The sequence below is a fragment of the Cohnella silvisoli genome, assembly GCF_021190915.1.
GTDB classification, from domain to species: domain Bacteria; phylum Bacillota; class Bacilli; order Paenibacillales; family Paenibacillaceae; genus Cohnella; species Cohnella silvisoli.
Genome location: NZ_JAIOAP010000001.1, coordinates 327,313 through 346,231 on the forward strand (window position 1 = coordinate 327,313; position 18,919 = coordinate 346,231).

The 18,919-nt window shown below is 49.6% G+C and carries 19 protein-coding genes; 12 read left to right on the plus strand and 7 right to left on the minus strand.

The genetic code is table 11. The features are described from left to right. Positions 1-46 precede the first annotated feature (46 nt). The 5 genes from K7P76_RS01350 (at position 47) to K7P76_RS01370 (ending at position 4,568) form a co-directional block, all read left to right on the plus strand. The gene (locus K7P76_RS01350; RefSeq protein WP_232182276.1) at positions 47-934 is read left to right on the plus strand and encodes a carbohydrate ABC transporter permease; all 888 of its coding nucleotides are present in this window, start codon (positions 47-49) and stop codon (positions 932-934) included. Beyond that, the gene (locus tag K7P76_RS01355; RefSeq protein WP_232182277.1) at positions 931-1,812 is read left to right on the plus strand and encodes a carbohydrate ABC transporter permease; all 882 of its coding nucleotides are present in this window, start codon (positions 931-933) and stop codon (positions 1,810-1,812) included. Before K7P76_RS01350 ends, K7P76_RS01355 begins: the two co-directional genes overlap by 4 nt. 12 nt (positions 1,813-1,824) lie before the next feature. Then, complete coding sequence (locus K7P76_RS01360; RefSeq protein ID WP_232182278.1) at positions 1,825-2,988, plus strand: glycoside hydrolase family 76 protein; 1,164 nt, start codon at positions 1,825-1,827, stop codon at positions 2,986-2,988. Between the two features lie 16 nt (positions 2,989-3,004). Then, positions 3,005-4,066 (plus strand): glycoside hydrolase family 76 protein, encoded by a 1,062-nt coding sequence (locus K7P76_RS01365; protein WP_232182279.1) that lies wholly within the window; start codon positions 3,005-3,007, stop codon positions 4,064-4,066. A gap of 139 nt (positions 4,067-4,205) precedes the next feature. Next, on the plus strand, positions 4,206-4,568 hold the full coding sequence (locus K7P76_RS01370; RefSeq protein WP_232182280.1) for a YmaF family protein: 363 nt from the start codon (positions 4,206-4,208) through the stop codon (positions 4,566-4,568). A 367-nt stretch (positions 4,569-4,935) separates the two neighbouring features. On the opposite strand, the gene K7P76_RS01375 is transcribed toward K7P76_RS01370, so the two are convergent. Together K7P76_RS01375 and K7P76_RS01380 are read right to left on the minus strand one after the other, a co-directional pair. Then, positions 4,936-5,247, minus strand: a complete 312-nt coding sequence (locus K7P76_RS01375) for a putative quinol monooxygenase (protein WP_232182281.1) — start codon at positions 5,245-5,247, stop codon at positions 4,936-4,938. Positions 5,248-5,397: 150 nt separating this feature from the next. Beyond that, positions 5,398-7,434 carry a molybdopterin-containing oxidoreductase family protein gene (locus K7P76_RS01380; protein ID WP_232182282.1) on the minus strand — a complete coding sequence of 679 codons (2,037 nt, stop codon included), beginning with the start codon at positions 7,432-7,434 and terminating at the stop codon, positions 5,398-5,400. Positions 7,435-7,572: 138 nt separating this feature from the next. Here K7P76_RS01380 and K7P76_RS01385 point away from each other — a divergent pair, with 138 nt between their 5' ends. The 7 genes from K7P76_RS01385 (at position 7,573) to K7P76_RS01415 (ending at position 13,555) form a co-directional block, all read left to right on the plus strand. Beyond that, positions 7,573-8,685, plus strand: a complete 1,113-nt coding sequence (locus K7P76_RS01385; protein WP_232182283.1) for a WD40/YVTN/BNR-like repeat-containing protein — start codon at positions 7,573-7,575, stop codon at positions 8,683-8,685. After that, positions 8,675-8,950, plus strand: coding sequence for a MoaD/ThiS family protein (locus K7P76_RS01390; protein ID WP_232182284.1), 276 nt, complete (start codon positions 8,675-8,677; stop codon positions 8,948-8,950). The genes K7P76_RS01385 and K7P76_RS01390 overlap by 11 nt, the downstream gene beginning before the upstream one ends. 236 nt (positions 8,951-9,186) lie before the next feature. After that, a complete protein-coding gene (locus K7P76_RS01395; protein WP_232182285.1) occupies positions 9,187-10,422 on the plus strand; it encodes an amidohydrolase family protein in 1,236 nt (411 codons plus the stop codon). A gap of 61 nt (positions 10,423-10,483) precedes the next feature. After that, on the plus strand, positions 10,484-12,103 hold the full coding sequence (locus tag K7P76_RS01400) for a PucR family transcriptional regulator (RefSeq protein ID WP_232182286.1): 1,620 nt from the start codon (positions 10,484-10,486) through the stop codon (positions 12,101-12,103). Between the two features lie 369 nt (positions 12,104-12,472). Further along, positions 12,473-12,673 carry a cold-shock protein gene (locus tag K7P76_RS01405; RefSeq protein WP_232182287.1) on the plus strand — a complete coding sequence of 67 codons (201 nt, stop codon included), beginning with the start codon at positions 12,473-12,475 and terminating at the stop codon, positions 12,671-12,673. 80 nt (positions 12,674-12,753) lie between these two features. After that, on the plus strand, positions 12,754-12,984 hold the full coding sequence (locus K7P76_RS01410; protein ID WP_232182288.1) for a cold-shock protein: 231 nt from the start codon (positions 12,754-12,756) through the stop codon (positions 12,982-12,984). A gap of 100 nt (positions 12,985-13,084) precedes the next feature. Next, a complete protein-coding gene (locus tag K7P76_RS01415) occupies positions 13,085-13,555 on the plus strand; it encodes a hypothetical protein (RefSeq protein WP_232182289.1) in 471 nt (156 codons plus the stop codon). A 305-nt stretch (positions 13,556-13,860) separates the two neighbouring features. Here the strand turns inward: K7P76_RS01415 and K7P76_RS01420 are convergent, their stop codons facing one another. The 5 genes from K7P76_RS01420 to K7P76_RS01440 form a co-directional block, all read right to left on the minus strand. After that, positions 13,861-14,955, minus strand: coding sequence for a GerAB/ArcD/ProY family transporter (locus K7P76_RS01420; protein WP_232182290.1), 1,095 nt, complete (start codon positions 14,953-14,955; stop codon positions 13,861-13,863). 7 nt (positions 14,956-14,962) lie between these two features. Further along, complete coding sequence (locus K7P76_RS01425) at positions 14,963-15,205, minus strand: hypothetical protein (RefSeq protein WP_232182291.1); 243 nt, start codon at positions 15,203-15,205, stop codon at positions 14,963-14,965. 9 nt (positions 15,206-15,214) lie between these two features. Beyond that, positions 15,215-16,402 (minus strand): Ger(x)C family spore germination protein, encoded by a 1,188-nt coding sequence (locus K7P76_RS01430; RefSeq protein WP_232182292.1) that lies wholly within the window; start codon positions 16,400-16,402, stop codon positions 15,215-15,217. Between the two features lie 26 nt (positions 16,403-16,428). Next, positions 16,429-17,922, minus strand: a complete 1,494-nt coding sequence (locus tag K7P76_RS01435; protein WP_232182293.1) for a spore germination protein — start codon at positions 17,920-17,922, stop codon at positions 16,429-16,431. Positions 17,923-18,031: 109 nt separating this feature from the next. Beyond that, on the minus strand, positions 18,032-18,823 hold the full coding sequence (locus K7P76_RS01440; protein ID WP_232182294.1) for a (2Fe-2S)-binding protein: 792 nt from the start codon (positions 18,821-18,823) through the stop codon (positions 18,032-18,034). Positions 18,824-18,919: the final 96 nt, after the last annotated feature.

Genomic DNA, 18,919 nt, shown 5'->3' on the forward strand with positions numbered 1-18,919 from the left:
AGGGAGGAGATCCTCCCTTTTCCACCTTTCGGAAAGGGGACCGTTTATGGCTTCCATGGGTAAATTGTACCGACATCAAGCGAGAACAGGATACCTTTTCATAACACCTACCATCTTATTGTTCCTTATTTTTACGGTCATTCCGGTGTTCATGGCTTTCTATTTAAGTTTTACCAATTATGATGTTCTGAGCCGAATGGACTGGGTAGGCTTGGACAATTATCAAAGGTTATGGAAAGACACCTTGTACTGGAAAACTTTCAGGAACGTCAGCTACTATACGGTCGTCTTTATTCCGCTGAATATTATCATTTCAATGGGGATAGCCCTTCTTCTTAATTTTCGTAAAACGGGAGTAAAGCTGTTCCGTACGATGAACTACTTGCCTACGTTAACTTCTGCGGTAGCTGCCGCAACGGTATGGGTGTGGCTTCTACATCCGGAATTCGGCCTGGTCAACGCATTGCTTGGATATTTAGGTATCGTCGGTCCGGCATGGCTGGCGCAAACGGAGACGGCTATGTTTTCGATCATACTCGTTACTTTGTGGCAATCCATCGGCTCCAATATGATCATCTATATTGCAGGTCTTCAAGGTATTCCGGATTACTTGTATGAATCGGCCAAATTGGACGGCGCCAATGCTTTTCACCGATTCAGGTACATCACCTTGCCGCAGCTTCGGCCTACGACGTTTTTGGTGAGCACAATGTCCATTATCGGCGCGCTTCAACTGTTTGACCAAGCTTTCGTCCTAACCGAAGGCGGTCCTGCTAACGTGACCAAAACACCCGTGTATCTGATTTACCAGCAAGGCTTTAACCAATTGCAAATGGGCTATGCATCCGCTCAGGCGTTCATTCTCGCTGTGGCGATTCTTATATTTTCTTTCATTAATATGCGCATTAACAAATCCGAGGAGTCGGTCGTATGAAAAGACGTTTCTTGACGGTTCGCTTGTTATGGAATGTCCTGTTCTATGTGTTGAGTATCGGTATTGCAGTGTTCATGTTCCTGCCTTTCTTTTGGAGTCTGATCACCTCTTTCAAGCCGAGTGAAGATATTTTCTCAATGCCGATCCGTTGGTTACCCTCTAAAATTTCTTTGGAGCATTATCGGACCGCTTTCACTACCGTTCCGTTCGGACTCTATTTTTGGAATACTTTGGTTTTGGCGGTTTTGGGGGTTATCGCAAACCTCTTTTTTGGCTCCTTAAGCGGCTATGCTTTCGCCAAACTGCCTTTTCGCCTGAACAAAATATTGTTTCTCGTGCTGCTGTCGGCCATGATGATACCGGGCGTTGTTACTTTGATTCCGAGTTTCTACGTGCTGAAACATTTTCCTTTCATTGGAGGAAACGATTGGTACGGCGCGGGCGGCAACGGCTTGCTGAACACGATCTGGGGAGTTGTTTTGCCGGGGGCATCCGGGTCGTTTGCCGTGTTCTTCATGAGACAATTTTTCCTTACGCTCCCCTCGGATATGATGGAGATGGCGCGTCTTGAAGGGAGCAGCGAATTTCGCATTTTCCGGAGTATTTATCTCCCCCTGACCAAGCCGGCACTGGCAACACTGGGTATCTTTACGTTTCAGGCGGGCTGGAACAGCTTCTTATGGCCGATGATCGTACTGAACGATCCGAATAAAGCGACGATTCAGATGGGACTTCAGGCTTTCTCGTATAACCATAAAACCGATTTCGGACCCGTAATGGCAGGGGCTATGGTTGCGATTTTACCTATTTTGATCCTGTTCGTGTTTTTACAAAAATATTTCGTGCAGGGCATCGCCTTTAGCGGAGTTAAAGGTTAAGCAGGTGAAGCGATGAATGCAGCAAAAGCTTGGAAGTTGGTCGTAATCGTACTCGTTATTTGCCTTGCGGGAGTTTTCTGGAAAATCGGATGGCTAGACCGTATTTGGGATAAGCCAGTGTCTGAGTCGACGGTGTGGAGCGAAAGGGCCGAAGAAGCCGAGCTGCAACTGAGCGAATCTTTCTGGGATGAGAAACACCGGTTATACAACAATGCGTCTCCGTGCTTGCTTCAAACTTGCGATCATCCTTTTAACTATTGGTGGCTAGCGCATGCCGTCGAGCTCCAAGCCGATGCTTACGGCCGTACCGGAGATGAAGGATATAAGGAACGATTAAGCCAGCTGTACCAAGGGATTTTGGATCGAAATGTTGGCTTTTTTCCAAACGACTATTACGATGACATGGCTTGGATGGGTCTTGCCTGGCTGAAAGCGTACGACGTCACGGAAGACAATAGGTACAAGGAAGCCGTGCTTATCCTATGGAAAGATATCGAGACGGGCTGGAACGATAGCCAAGGCGGGGGAATCGCCTGGAGAAAAGAACAACAGGATTACAAAAACACGCCCGCCAACGCGCCGTCATCCATTTTGGCCGCAAAACTGTATGAACGCTTTAAGGATCAGCAATATTTGGATTGGGCAACTAAGATCTACGATTGGCAAAAGAAGTCGTTAGTGGATCCGGATTCGGGACTCGTATGGGATGGGGTGAACCGGACCGGCGATGGCCATATCGATAAGGAATGGCAATTTTCATACAACCAAGGAACGTTTATTGGCGCCGGGGTGGAGCTATTCAGGGCAACGGGACAAGAACGTTATCTGGACGATGCCAAGAAGACGGCGACATTCGTTGTCAGGCAATTCGCCAACGGTACGACGGGTATGCTTCCGTCCGAAGGGGACGGGGACGGCGCGTTGTTCAAGGGCATTCTCATTCGTTATTTGGGAGAACTCATTCAGGTCGACAAGCAACCCGAACCATGGGTCAAGCTGATTCGGGCGAACGCGGAAAGCCTATGGACTTATGGCAAAGAGAAAGACAAGGCTTTCTTCGGAAGCTCTTGGGGGCAAACGCCGGAGTCTCCCGTTCAGCTTAGCGCCTATCTAAGCGGCGTAATGCTGCTTGAAACGATGGCTCGGTTAGAGAGAGATGGAAAGTTGGATGAATAGGGAGAGTGCGACAACCATGATATGGGCTAACCGGGCAGACCAAGCGCAGCAAGCATTGGAAAACCTTTATTGGAACCCCGGCATTTCCATGTATGACATCGAAGTGCCTTGTCCGAACGGGGTTTGCAACACGATATTTCATTATTGGTGGATGGCGCATGCAGCCGACGCGTTAGTAGACGGGTTAAACCGAACGGGAGACAGGGGTTATTCCGAACGTCTTGTGCAATTGCATACAGGCGTCCGCGCCAAAAATGGCGGTTCATATCCAAACTTGCTGTATGATGACATGGAATGGATGGGGATCTCCTGGTTAAGGGCTTACGAGTCTACGGGCAACGCGGTTTTCAAAGAAACGGTGTTGGAGTTGTGGGAAGATATCAAGACCGGGTGGAATCCCGCCATGGGTGGAGGAATCGCTTGGCATAAGGAGCAGTTGGGGTATAAGAATACGCCGGCCAATGGTCCGGCAATCATTTTGGCGGCAAGACTAGCGCGTCAATTAGGAGATCCGGATGATCTCGTCTGGGCCGAGAAAATTTATGTGTGGCTGAAGAATAACCTGGTCGACCCGGAAACGGGTTTTGTCTGGGACGGAATGAACCGCAACGGAGACGGAGAAATCGACAAGGATTGGAAGTTCACTTACTGCCAAGGCGTCTTTATCGGAGCTGCGGTCGAACTGTACCGGGTGACTGGCGATCTCTCTTATTTGCACGATGCATCGCGGACCGCGAAGGCGGCAATCGCGGAGCTGACGGACCCCGTAACCGGCTTGCTTCCGGATGAAGAGGATGGCGACGGCGGGCTGTTCAAGGGCATCTTCGTCCGATACCTGGCAGAGCTGGTGGCGGAGAAGCCGGACGAGAAGGAAGCCATTGAGACGCTACGGATCAATGCCGTTTCCATGTGGGACAGGGGGCGCGGTGAAGGGAATGTATTGTTTAGCACCGACTGGTCATCCAAGCCTTCCCCGGATAAGGTAACGTTGAGCGCGCAATTAAGCGGAATTTTCCTGTTGGAGCGCATGGCGGTCATTGAAAAAGGGCATAAAATTGCCGAATCGATGATCGGATAATACGGTACGACAAAAGGACTGCCTCAGGGTGACTTAGGGGGCAGTCCTTTTCCATTCGGGTCGTGGATAGTGTCTAGCACTTATATTCGCTTAAATAGAATGTTGTGAAGCCACATCATTCTAAGGAGGCAAGCAACGGATGCAAAGGAGAAAGCTTACAATAAGCAAGAAAGCAGCTTCTTCCCGACAGGCGCAAAGGCACGTGCATGAATTTGAAGGCAGCACTAAACTGGCTGAAGAAGGCGCAGATCGACATAACCATCGCTTCGCAGGCGTTACGGGGCAAGCGATTCGCGTAGGAAATAGTCATGTCCATGAAATCGATCTCACGAAAACGGATTTCTTGAACCATTTTCATAATCTGAGGAGGATAAGAACAGGACCGGCTATTCCGGTCGGAAATGGCAAACACGTCCATTTTGTAACAGGCCAAACGACATTAAATGATGGTCATGTGCACCGATTTAATTTCGCGACATTGATTCAGGCGCCTCTTGTTTGAAGAATGTATGATGTAGAAGCGTGGAACGCAGGCTTTGAAGTCTGCGTTTTTTCGCTATCCTCGTCTGAATCGTCTCCGATAAAAACGACAATCTTTGTCCCCAGGTACGACGAAGTCGTTTTGGCAGAAATAGAGCGTCTGAGTCGCTTTAAATCTCCGGATGAGGCACTTGTGGTGGAAATAGAGCGTCTGAGTCGCTTTAAATCGTCGGATGAGGCACTTGTGGTGGAAATAGAGCGTCTGAGTCGCTTTAAATCGTGGAGCACCAAAAACACCAATATGTTCAGATTCTGGACCTACAGAGTCGCGCGGTCTAATTAGTCAAGGACGACGAAGCCGTTTTTTCTAGTCAATCAATAACATCAAACTAAAGTCCTTTACCGCCAACTGGTCTTACCTTGGTTGCTTCGACTCCTGCTATTAGCGGCATTGCGCGTTTAATGGATGCTTTTGTTGCTTCTTGAGCAAGGGACGCCTCATGCGCTTCCGGATGACTCCACATCTCTGTTACCCAAATAGTATCAGGTTCGGTATCCGAGACGTTGACGATATATAAATCGCATTCCTTACCCAACTGTTCGGAATCCGTTCCTTCTAACAGAATGTTTACCAGAGCGTCTCGCTGACCGGGTTTAGCCGTGAATTTAACGTACATTCCGAATCTGCTCAATAGGATCACCTCTAACTGAATTTAGATATTAGTTATTATATTAATCTTTGAAAACGTAGCATTGTAAAAACGCGACAGCCTTGCAGAAAAAAGATCAAACAATAACAGGCTGCCGGCATAATCGGCAGCCTGTTCAAAGGTAAGATAGTCCAACAAACGCTAAACTTTCTCGATATCCACGCGGGTCGAGAAAAAGGTCGCTCCGCCTCCCATGTCGGACAGGCGCTGGCTCGTCAGGGCATTGACCGCTTGAACGCCGTCGTTGCCGTGTTCCCACCATAAGCCTTGGCTTACGAGTACGCCGGGCAACACGTTGTTCGCGACTTTGACGGTTATACGGCATTCGCCCCGCGCGTTCCAGATACGAACGATGTCCCCATGCTGCAGCCCCCTGGCCGCAGCGTCTTCGGCGTGCATGTCGATCGTCGGTTGTTTCTCCAGCTTTTTCAGTCGATGCTGATTGCCGAATGTCGAGTTGATGAAGCTGTGGTTCGGGCCGGTGACGAGCAGGAAAGGCCACTCTTCCGGTTCGTTAATCGGAATATATTCGGGAACCGGGGGGAGCCCGGCTCGTAACATGGCAGCCGAATACAGCTCTATTTTGCCGGAAGGCGTCGGGATTCGGTCCGGGAAAAGGGATGGACGATCTAGCTTCATCTTCGCCCATCCGTCACGCTCCAACTCCTCGTAAGTTAGTCCATCTAGGAATGGCGAGTTGCGATCCAACGCTTGCCGGATCATCTGCTCCTCCGTAATGTCAAATACCTCAGGCTCAAACCCCATGTGGAGGCCAAGTTCCTTGAAAAGGGTGAAATTAGATTTACACTCGCCCATCACGTCGATAATCGGTTCATGCAATTGAAGGTATAAGTGCCAGTAGGAAGAGAATAAATCCCGATTCTCGAAGTGGCTTGTAGCCGGCAGGACCAAGTCCGCATATTTGCACGTGTCGGTCAGGAACAGATCGTGAACAACCGTAAATAAATCATCTCTCATCAAGCCTTGGCGTACTTGATTCTGATCGGGCGCGACGACTGCGGGATTGCTGTTGTATACGAAAAGAAAGTCGACTGCGGGATCGGAAGCGAGCAAAGCTTCGCCAAGACGATTCATGTTAATGGAGCGGACGTTCCGATCGGGCATCAGGTCCGGGCGCTCCACCTTAAAGGTGTTCATCGCGGAATAATAACTGTTGCCTTTAAGCGCGCCGCCGCCGAGAATGCCCCATTGTCCGGTTAAAGCCGGCAGGCACGCAATCGCGCGAACAGCCATCCCGCCATTGTCGTGATGCTGCAAGCCGTTGCCGATTCGGATGAAAGAAGGGGTCGCGTTACCGTATTCGCGAGCAAGTGCGATGATATCCTCGGGCGGAATGCCCGTTATTTGCGAAACCCGCTCCGGAGGATATTGTTCGGCTTGGGCGACAAGCTCTTCGTAACCCTTCGCATACTGGGCTATGAACTCATTATTCGTTAGCTTTTCCTTGATAAGCACGTGCATCATTCCGAGCGCTAAAGCCGTATCCGTACCCGGCAAGATCGGTATGAACTGGTCCGCCCATATCGAAGTCCGGTTCCGGTGAACGTCGATGTGAACGATTTTGGCTCCTCGTTTACGCGCTTCGTTCAAATACATAACTTGGTGCATGTTGGTCGAGACGATATTGCAGCCCCAGACGAGAACGAATTTCGAATGCACCGTGTCTTCGGGATCGATTCCGGCGGCGGCTCCCATCGTATAACGATAGCCTGCCGCGCCCGCGGCATTGCATATCGTGCGCTCGAGTTGGCTTGCGCCGAGCCGGTGGAAAAACCGGCGGTCCATTCCCTCGGCGTTCAGGATTCCCATGTTTCCGTAGAAGCTATAAGGGAGAATCGATTCCGGGCGATTGTCATCCATCGCAGCTTTAAACCGTTTAGTGATTTCCTCATAAGCTTCATCCCAGCTAATCCGTTCGAATTCGAGTGTGCCTTTGGGGCCAGTTCTGCGCATCGGGTAGAGAAGTCTATCCGGATGATAGACTCGCTCGTTTAGGTGCCGTACTTTATTGCAAATCGCGCCTTGGGTAACCGGATGATCGGGATTGCCGTCAATGGACACGATAAGGTTGTTTTCTATTTTCACGTTTAAGCTGCAAGTGTCGGGACAGTCGAAAGGACAGACGGACCGAACGATCTTGCTTTCGATTGCTTGCATGCTAAAGTTCACGCTCCTTTGCATTCCATTCAACAAGTATACAGTAAAATTTTCCTCAGAAATACTCGCGCAGACAGGAAATTCCTACCTTTTACCGAAGTTATGTATAGAGCAAATAAGCTGTCTGGAGGGAATTTCTTGGCCAAACGAGTGAAATTGTTGGTAGGAACGAACAAAGGCGTATTTGTCTATTCCACGAATGAAGACCGGAAGGATTGGAAGCTGAGCGGCCCTTTCTTGAGCGGTTGGGAAGCTTACAGCGTTCTTGGGGACAGCCGGAACGGACATACGCTGTTCGCCGGAACTTCCCATGCGGCTTACGGGCCGTCTATCCGCGTTAGCCATGACTTCGGCGAAACGTGGACGCAGATTGAAGAGGGACCTCGTTACTCCGAGGAGAGCGGGTTCTCGTTGAACCGGATTTGGCAATTGGTCAAAGGGGCGCCGTCCCAACCGAATACTCTGTACGCGGGCGTCGAAGAAGCGGGATTGTTCGTGAGTCATGACAGCGGACATACGTGGAAGGAATTAAGCGGACTAACCAGCCATCCATCGCGGCCAGGTTGGTTTCCGGGAGCCGGAGGCATGTGCCTGCATACGATTGTCATCGATCCGAACCGTCCCGAGAGAATATGGGTGGCAATGTCCGCCGTTGGCGTGTTCCGATCCGAAGACGGAGGGGAGACGTGGGAAGCTAAAAATGCAGGTCTTGCGCGCGTGCCAACAGGACAGCCCTTCGAGGAGGTCGGTTATTGCATTCATAAAATGGCCCCGGATCCAGACAATCCGGATATCCTGTACATGCAAGAACATTGCGGCGTATTCAAATCCGAGGATGGCGGGGACAATTGGACGCCGGATGAAGAAGGCCTGACCTTGAAAGAGGGGGATGAGCCGTTCGGATTTCCTTTTTGCGTCTCGCCTACGGGCGATTTGTTCCTCATTCCGCTCGAAAGCTCGGAGCAGCGTTCGATGAAAGACGGCAAATTGATCGTCTATCGCAGGCATAGGGACGAATCGCGTTGGTTGCCGATCGGAGACGTTCTTCCCGAAGAGAAAAGGCATGTCAGCGTACTCCGGGACGCGATGTCGGTCGACTCGCTGGACCCTTACGGCATCTACTTCGGCACCACTTCAGGCGAGTTGTTCTGTTCCTTGGATCGGGGCGTAAGCTGGGAGCGGTTGCCGGGGCAGCTTTCGCGTATTCTCTCCGTCAAACCTTGGATTGTTGAGGCTGAGGATGAGGATTGAAGTAAGCGTGCCGGGGTTGCTCGCGGATTGCACGGGTGGAAGAGCCAAGTTTCCGCTCGAAGCCGATACGCTACAGGAGGCGCTCGACCGATTGTTCGCCGATTATCCTTTGCTTAAGCACCATGTGTACGCCGAACCTGGAAAAGTACGTAAGCATGTGCTTATATGCTACAACGAGGATAATATCGATTGGTTAGACAGCCTGGATATCCCGCTCCGTGCTGGCGATAAGGTGTTTGTTATGCAACTGGTGTCTGGCGGGTAGGCTAGGTCGTCGGACTGTTCATAAGTAGTAATTCCGCCCTTCTCATCGTGAGGAGGGCTTATTTGCGTTGCGGACAGTCCCGGCTAGTAAAGTTTTTTATGCACAAAGAGGAGTTGCATTCTTATTATATGTAACAAAACATTACATAACAGTTTGACGCTCATTCGCTTTAGGTTAATAATCGGACTAAATCTTACTGTCGCGTTAACAAAAATGAAGTCCAAAAAGGTGATTGAATGCTAGATATGTTATTTACGCAATGTTCCACTATCGACCATAAGTTTTTACGGGATGTAGGAGTAAAGTGTGGGAAAATCGTTCATCTGGCAGACCATTCGAATGGACTGCTTCCCGAATCGAGGGAGGTTGTCGATCTTCAGGGGAAGCTGCTTCTTCCGGGGCTCGTAGAGACGCATATTCATCTGGATAAAGCGTTGCTGCTCGATCGTTTGTCCGGCGACGTGACGACTTTGCAAGGGGCCATAGCCAAGTCGGGCGAGCTAAAACGGTTTTTCACGGCCGCGGATATTAACGAACGTTCTTTAAGGGTGATAAGACAGGCGGTCATTCACGGAGTTACTCGGATGCGGTGTCACGTAGAGGTCGATCCGGTCATCGGCTTGATCGGGATGGAGACGATTTTGGCTCTTAAAGAGCGGCTAAAGGACGTCATCGACTTGCAAATCGTCGCTTTCCCGCAGGAGGGTATTTTCAGAGACTGCGTGACGCAAGGGTTAATGGAACAGGCCGTGTCGATGGGAGCGGATGTCGTCGGAGGCATCACCTATAACGACCGAAACTTGGAAGAGCACCTTGATTTCGTGTTCCGTTTGGCGCATAAGCATGGCCTGCCCGTCGACCTTCATGCCGATTTTTCCGATCGGCCCGAGCAGTTGGCCATTCTGGAAGTGGTGAAAACGACGGAGAAATTCGGTATGCAAGGCAGGGTTTCGGTAGGACATTTGACGTCCCTTGGCGTAGTGCGGAAGGTTCGTGCGGAAGCGATAGCGGAAGCCATCGCGGAAGCTGGCATTCATGTCATGTGTTTACCGGCAACGGACCTTTACTTGAATGGGCGTGGAGTGGAGCAGGCCGCCGGACGGGGGCTGACTCCGGTTCAGTTGTTGTTGGATAAGGGGGTTAATGTCGTCTTCGGCAGCAATAACATCCAGAATGCGTTTACGCCTTTCGGGACGGCGGATCCGCTGGATATTGGGCTATTGGTTGCCCAAACGAGTCATATGGGCAGCGAGAAGGACGCGGGAATATTGGTGGAAATGGCCACGACTCGCGCCGCGACCGCTCTTGAGCTCGATTCCTATGGATTGCGGATAGGTGCGGATGCGGATTTGGTCGTATGCCAAGCGACGGATGTGAGAAGTTTGCTTTACACCCGCTCGGAGAGGGAGAAAGTATACAAAAAAGGAAAACTGATCGCCGAAACTTTGGTTAGCTCGAATTGCGTCATTTAAACTGCTATTATGCGTTATAATATATGACATAATCTTTAACAGCGGCGATGGAGGGGATCAAATGCACATCACGGTCGAAAAAGCTCTAGAAATCTACCCGCTTTCGGAAGGCAAGCTGGTGGCGGGGAAGTCAGGTCTGTCCCGCATTCTCAAGTCCGTCAACATCATTGACGCGCCGGATTTCATTGACTGGGTGAAGGAAGGGGATATGTTCTTCACTACCGCCTATGTCATTAAAGATCGATTGGACGATGCAATTAAGCTAATCCGCAGCTTGAAGATGTGCGGCTCGGCAGGTTTGGGCATCAAATTAGGCCGTTTCTGGACGGAAATGCCAGCGGAGTTGATCGAAGAAGCCGACCGGCTCGGATTTCCGCTTATCGAGCTTCCTTATCCCTTTACATTTTCCGATCAGATCAATGGATTGTTCCAAGATGAGCTTTCCCGCAGCACGCTTATCCTCCATACCATCTTAGATAAGCAAAAAAAGTTAATGCAGCTTGCTCTCCGGCAAACGGATGGAGGCAATTATTTCGAACGCATCTCATCCGTCATCGAGTTTCCCATGGCCGTCGTAGGCGGCAGAGGACATATCCTTTACAACGAAACCCCTTGTTCCGACGGCGAGCTCATGAGTGATTGGCCTTGGGAGTCCCAGGTGCAGAAGGTCGTCCGCGGAGGAGTTCAACTGATTCGAATTCCGCTCTCCTATCAGGACGAAACGATCGGCTTTGGTCTTTTCCTGCCATCGACCCCTCTCGTGAGCAAGGCAGAGGAAGGCTTGTTCCATCAAGCCTCGGAAATGTTGGCCTTTTACCTGGGGAATATGCTGGTGAACAGCACGGAATCGTTCCTCCACCTCGATCTGAGCACGATAATGCTGCGGTACTTGCACAAAGGGGCCTCGATAGACGCGGTGCTTCAATACGCCGAGAAAGCTGGAGTGAACGTGCTGAAAGGTGCGTACCAATGCGTCATCTGCGCGCTGCACGGCATTTCGGACGAGGATCGGGAAGCAAACTTGAAAGCTGTTCGGCAAGAGCTGGAGTTCAATCCTTCCATTAAAGAGCGCAAAGGCTACCACCTTACGATGGAGGACGGGATTTTGTCGATTTATCCTGCTGAGGGAATCGGAACAGGTAAGAGTCTCGCGGCGTTGTTCCAAACAGGGCTTCCGTTCACGCAAGCTTTGTGCAACGCTCGGCAAGTGTTTGCATTGAGTTCTGTAAAGACGAGGCCGGAACGGCTTGCCGAAGCTTTCTCGGAGTGCCTCGAGACGTTGAAGATCGGCGAAAGGCTTCACATGAAAGAGCGGGTGCTGCAATTCGAGACGATCCAGATGGCTCATCTGTTTCAATTCGTGCCGGCGGAATCCATGCTGCGTTATTGCCATTACGTGCTGGGTCCGCTGTTAGACTCGGAATCGGTGTATGACCAGGAAATGCTTCAGACGCTCCAGACTTACGTGTTCAGCGATGCCCAGATCGGAGAGACGGCCAAGCAGTTGTTCATTCATCGTAATACGGCGGCTTACCGGCTGGAGAAAATCAGCGAAACGCTGCGGATCGATTTCAAGAAATCGAACGATCTCCTTCAATTGAGACTCGCCTTTCTCTTCATGCAAATGCTGCAGGGGGAAGACGGACAGGAATCGTTAGCGGCTCCCGTTCGTAGGTTCTAAAATGATAAATAGTGGGGGAGCCGGCTCATAACAACGGAAAGATTGGGCAATAACGGCTAATTCGGTTGATCTAAGTCAATAAATGAGCATAAGACATCCAAAACTGGCTATCCTAATCCAGCAATGCTTGTTTTTGAAGCATTGCTGGGGATTGTTCTTAGAAAAAGGAGCTGTGGAAATGAAGATGTAAGGACTTTCAGTTTGCTTTTTAGTCTTGAACCTGTTATGATAAGACCTATCGAAATCGTGACCTGGATTCACAAATGAAAGGGTTATTATTTTGTATAACATAACCTATTTCATTTTGTGGATTTTTTATTCGTATGAGTAAAAAGGATCATGAGGCAATAGAAGTTGGAGGTGAATTACATGCAAACAGGTACAGTGAAATGGTTTAATGCAGACAAAGGCTTCGGTTTCATCGAGGTTGAAGGCGGCAACGACGTATTCGTGCATTTCAGCGCGATCACAGGTGACGGCTTCAAAACTTTGGACGAAGGACAACGCGTTCAATTCAACGTGGTACAAGGCAACCGCGGACCACAAGCGGAGAACGTTGTTAAACTGTAAATCCAACACAAACAAAAATGCCCTTAACGTACGTTAAGGGCGTTTTTTTTGGTTATGCTATAGGAAAAGGGGGCTCGTCCATGTACTCACGGAAGAAATCGTTAGAGGAGATCCCTGAAGAAATGACGGCGATCTGGTCCTGCACGAGTGAAGGCTGCAATGGGTGGATGAGGGATAACTTCGCGTTCGAAACAATCCCGACTTGCGGGTTGTGTCACAAACCAATGGAAAGCGGAACTAAGATGCTTCCTGCTCTTGTGAACACAAACCGAGATCAGAAATCCCTGCGTAAGGGCGTCTCAATCGGATAACCAAGATCATGCAAGAGAGCACCGCGAGAGGTGCTCTTTTTCTTTTGCCCCTTTAAGGAAACTCGACCTTGCCCGTCGGGTTTTTTCGCGTATATTTTCCATGACTGCCAAGGTGACCGTGGTAACTGGTCATATGTTCCCGCTCGATGACCAAGCGTGGATGGACAGGTTCAAAGCCGGGCCGGAAGAAGGTCTGCGAGCGCTTATTGAGGAAGGGTTTGCGCATACGACCTTTGCGGACCGATTCAAGAGCGTTGAATTTGTTGAGCCTATCAGAGGACTGCATGGTTACGACAATGATTGGTTTACCGGCATGGGGCAGGGCTGGGCATTGCTTGGGGACGCGGTAAGCTTCAAGGATCCTGCCGTCGGCCAAGGATTGCATGACGCGTTATATGGCTGCCAATTTACCAAGAACGCGCCGGTGCCGCCGGAAATAACAGCTGCTTATGGCTTGGTCGGAACGGATCCTCAAGCAACCCGGACCTTCTTGGGCATTTACAACTATGTGAACGAACCGGAGGATTTGCAGGCCGAGATTGGGCGGCTTATGAGCGCAGTCAGTCAGTAGCGGGGGAGAAGAACAAAGCACGATACCGTCTCGATTGGAAATAACGGGATTTCTACAGGTAAAGTAATAGCTGCCTGCTATGATTGGGGAAATAACTGCAATTGTCCTTTTATTTTAACAAGATATGGGGTAAAGGTAGAAAAATGGGGTAATAACTGGACATTTACATTGAAAACGATAAACCTGCTTTAATTTAATCAAATTAACGGGAGTTTTACTGTTATTTATTTCCTCCCATGCTGTATCATAATTTGGGGCTACCCCTCAGGTCTTCATAGACCCTATGGGATAGCCCCTGTTCACTTTCAGGTTTTCTTCTTACGCAGTAAAGATACGAAGTAAACGAGTACTATGGGAATTACAAAAGCGGCTAGTCCCCATAGCGGATTGATACCGGAGACGATGAAGTTCCAATTGGCTTCACCGCGGATGCCTACCGATATGGAGATGATCGCGCATAGTAAGGCGAGGGGGAAAATGAGTTGCCGATTCTCATGGGGTAAACCAAGCAGGTGGTTAAGAGTGATATGCGAGGTGAAAAGGACAATCGAGGCCTTCATGAACGAAGCGACAATCAAAGAGTAACCCATCAAGGCTTCGATCCGCTGGAAAATTTCCGTAATCTCGATTGTGCGTGCAACTTCGAACATGGAATATTTACGTTCCCCCGCGATGGGTCCGAACGTAAGCAAAGTTGCGAGAGTCACCATAAGTAAAGACGCCGTGTTCAGGAGAAGCGCTAGAGCCATTTTGCGCCCGGTCCGATCCGACGATTGCGGCTTGACGAACGGAAGAATCATACTGAAGAGGACGATTTCCCCATAAGGAAAGCCGGAGATAAAGTATATCCCATGCAAAATGGGCTTAACGCCATCATCGACAACGGGCAATAAGAAATGCCAATTGAAATTGGCGGAAGAAAGCAACACATTGAAAACGATGAAGACCATTACGCTTAGCATTAACAATCCGAACATCCCCACAAATTTTCCTACCCCGACGCGAATGGTTATGGCTATGGCCAAAAAGGAGAAAATGATGAATATTGAATAATCGGTTGAACGCATCATGGAGCTTTTGAGGAACATGGCAATATCCATCACAATGCCGGCTGCCATTTGGATTTGATACGACAGGAAAATAACGCCAAGAAAAATAGCTGCCGGTTTACCCATTAGCTTAGAAGTATACTGAATGAAAGTCATGCCGGGATAACGGCGGGCCAGACTGACAATAGGGATTAACAGCAGCAGCCCGAACATGCCTGTTGCTATTAGGCTGATCCAAGCGCCGTTATGGCTGAACAATATGAGGGGCGCAGGTATATTGATAATTGAAGAACCTGTCAGGAAAATGAAGAATAGCACGGCGGCTTGGTTAGGGGTGAGCGTACTTCTCAAGCTGGTGTCACCCTTTCGGATTCAAATAGGCGATAATGGCTTTTGCGGCTGGGCCGAATATAAGACTTGCCGTATCGTAGAAGGAGAAAGAGCGAAGCCAATTCTTGAAGATCAGAAGGTGATAGGCGGACAGCAGCAATAGGATCGAATAGGCGATCTTTACCCGATTGAGGGCACCCCTCAGATTTTCTATGAACCAATCATGGGCGAGAAAAGCGACGGATGCTATTCCGAGCAAGAAATACATCATGAGACTCACCTATTTTGAATTAATGGGTTTACCAATATTCGTGCCTGACGTCAGAATAGTAACATCCGCATGCACTTCATAGCTTGAACGCGCAAATCTCATCGGCCAATCGGATTTCCACTGCTTCCATAACCTCGGTTTTCTTTCGTGGAGGGCATTGCCTGCTCCAACAAGATCCAAATGCTTTTCAAGCATCCAGTCCAAGCTCTCGCCCATCCTCTGCTTTATCGTGTTTTGTACCCTGATTCGGAGTTCGAGCTCTTCGTTGGGCATGAGTACTTTTCCGCAAACCAACTCGGATATGGCTACAAAAGCTTTTATCCGGAAAATAAGATGAGGCCGCTCACCGTACAATTTTAGCTTCATGGAACTGCTCGCTTTGACCATTTCCAACGAGTCTTCCTGCAGGGTAGGGACGATGGGTTTATTCCTCTTGCAAGGGACTTCGATAATTCCGATTTTATATTGGTCTTTCAGCATTAGAATCCCTTCGAGAAGCGAAACGGGAACGATCTCCTTCACATGACCCTGCGCAAGAACGGCGGAACCCGCGACATTCGTGGTTTCCTCCGATCCGATTTTATCTTTGTACACATAGGGGATTAAAGCTACGGCGGATTCGCTTCTAGCTTGGAGGGCCAATTCAAGCAAGTTTAAAGTTGAAGTTTTACCTGTGAGCTCATGCGAGGCTTTCTCGCTTAAGAAGTATTGCTGACTGACGGAGCTCTCGATATAAGGAGGGGTGTTTAAGTAATCGGATGCTCTTCCTTTCGTGATAAGCACATGGGATGTCAGGCGAGGCTCGTGATCCCGGTAGAAGAATTCAAGCAGGCTGATTAAAGGGAATTTCCGTGCCAGCGCTTCGCTGACTAAGATAGCCCTCATATGGCTCCATTGAGCTTTACGACCCAGATGGATCGTAATATCCCGAATGGCTTCGAAGACCGATTGATCCTCGGTGTGGATATTGATATAGGCTTTACCTACTTTCCCTTTACTGGTTACGGTTTGGGAGGGTTTGAAGATTTGAGCGGTCAGCTCGATGTTTCCCTTGTCGGATTCATCGAGGGCAATCCCCATTACGAATCCCTTCTGCGGAAGCTCGGCCCGATCCCCGCAAGCGGTTAGGAGTAAGCTGAACATAAGAAGAGGGAGGCAAGCGAGATAGAAATGTCTCGAGAACAAGCCGTAATTCATAGGAACAACTCCTCGCTTACCGGATTTCAAGTCGATGGGGGAGGCTTCGGCCGGCGAATGAGAGCAGGCAGCTTCTTGCGAATGAGCGTATCGCGGAACTGGCGTGAATTCCACGGAGCTATCGGCGTTAGATAAGGGACGTTTAAGGAGGTTAAGGTAACGAGATGAAGCCAAATAAACAAATAGCCTAACAAGATACCGAATCCTCCCAATAAAGCGGCTAACGCCATTAGCGGAAATTGCAGCAGACGCAAAGCAATGGATAAATTATATTGGGGCATGGCGAAAGAGGCGATTCCGGTTAACGCAACGACGACGACCATGATGGGAGAAGCGATTCCGGCATTGATGGACGCCTCTCCGATAACAAGGGCGCCGACGATGCTTACGGCTGATCCGACGGGCTTCGGCAGCCGTATTCCCGCTTCCTTGAGCAGTTCGAAGAAGAACACCATGATTACGGCTTCGAAAAAAGCGCCGAAAGGGATTCCTTCGCGCGAATCGATGATCGCCAGCAGCAGGACGGTGGGGATCAGCTCGGTATGGAATGTCGAAATGGCTATGTATAAGCTAGGAAGAGAAATCGCGATCAGCAAAGCGATGAATCTCAGCCATCGGATGAAATTCGAGACAAGAACTCTCTGATAGTAGTCTTCGCTGGATTGAAGAAGCTCAAAGAAAAGCCCTGGGCATATCAGAACCGAGCAGGATCCTTCCACCAGCAAGATAATCTTCCCGTTAAGCAAGGCGGCCGCGGCAACGTCGGTTCTTTCCGTGTAGCGGAATTGGGGGAAAGGGGAGTAAGGAGAGTCTTCGATCAACTCTTCTATGTAAGAGGTATCCAGTATTTCCCCGGGATTAACCGTACGAATTCGCGACTTGAACTCCTCGAGCACGGCGGTGTCAACCACGCCTTCCAAGTAACCGTAGCTTACGGCTGTGTTCGAATACCCGCCCGCTTGGAAAGCTTCGAATTTCACCGCGGTGCTTCTGACGCGCATGCGAATCATTCCTATATTTTTCTGCATATTCTCGACGGTGCCCTCGCGCGGGCCTTGCACGACGGGTTCGGTTTCCGGCTCCATAACCTGACGGGTTTCTAGGCCGTTGGCTTCGTAACATATCGCTTTATCCCAACCGTCGAGGAAAATAACGACGTACCCTGCAAGAATGCGCTGGTCAATAAGAGACCACGCGCTCTCCAGGGTTGCCGATTCAGCCGAAGCGCCGTGCGAATCGAAAAATTTAATCAGCATCTCCGGCGTCACTTCCGTGCCGGGTCCTATGATATGCTCAGTTAAATCCTGCATGGATCGCTTCATGTAATTGATCTTCTTGTTATTGATAATCGATTTGAAATAGACCGAAACCGCCGAATTTTTCATCCCTGGCCCATATTGCCATTGCACCATATCTAGGTCGCTGCAGTGCCGATAGGTGTCTTGAAGACGAAGGAGATTGTGGATTAATTGTTTGAATAAGTGATCCGTAGTAATTGTAGTCACCTCCGTAAATGGCATTGTACGTAAAGTTTTCCATTCTATGAGCGGATTTATGCAGGGGCATTCCATACGGATTTCGCACAAAAAAAGGGCTGGTCAGGTAAACCTGACGAGCCCTTTTTTTGTGCTAAGCGCTATGATCCTGCCGCGCCGCTTCAATCTTCAGCCTAAACGCGGCTCGTTCCTCGTCCTTGAGGATCGGGCAGTTATAGCATTTTACTCCTTCTTCGCGTTTGTAATACATACAGCAAGCTGAACGTAGTATCATCTGCGTGCCGGGTTTGTAAGGGCTGTCGAGGTAACAAGGGGTATAATCGAAAGGATTTTTCCTGCGATCAAAGGTTTCCCCTGGCATACCGGCAAGCAGCTTGTAATCGGATTCTATAAGCTCCCGCAGGGGTCCGTCAGGAACGATCTGCCTTAAGTAATCCATTAAGTAAGCTATACGCGCACCGTATTGATTCCAGATCATAGCCGACTTCAATCCTGCGGCTCCGGCTGCGGCTTCTATGAGCGGGTTCATCGTATCGGCGAAGTATTTCGACCATTCGGTCCTGATCGCGGATTCCCTGTCGTCCAGAGGTAAGTCCGTCCATTTCAATTCATTTATCTTGAATACCACATGGGCATGATCGCCATGCGATTCTAATTGAATCGTAAGGTTGTCCAGCGATAGATCGAGGATTCTGTTGTACTGGGACATCATGACTTGTTTCGTGGCGGCCAAGCCGAAGAAAGCAAGGCCGACGAAGGAGACGGCAAGCTCGAGGCCGATTCCTTTAATAAGCAGAGAGCCTTTCTGAAGGAGCTCCTTCATAGGCTCCGGTTGCAAAAGTTCCGCAGCCGCGAAGGAAAGAAGCGGATTGTCCGAGCCTTTAGTTGAGATATGAAAGTGTTGCTCCGCCAAAGTCAAATCCATTGCAGTCCCACGTCCCATTTTTATGATTATGATAATCATTATCAATTAAATCTATATTCCCATCATAGCGTTCGAGATTCTAGTTTGTCAATCGGG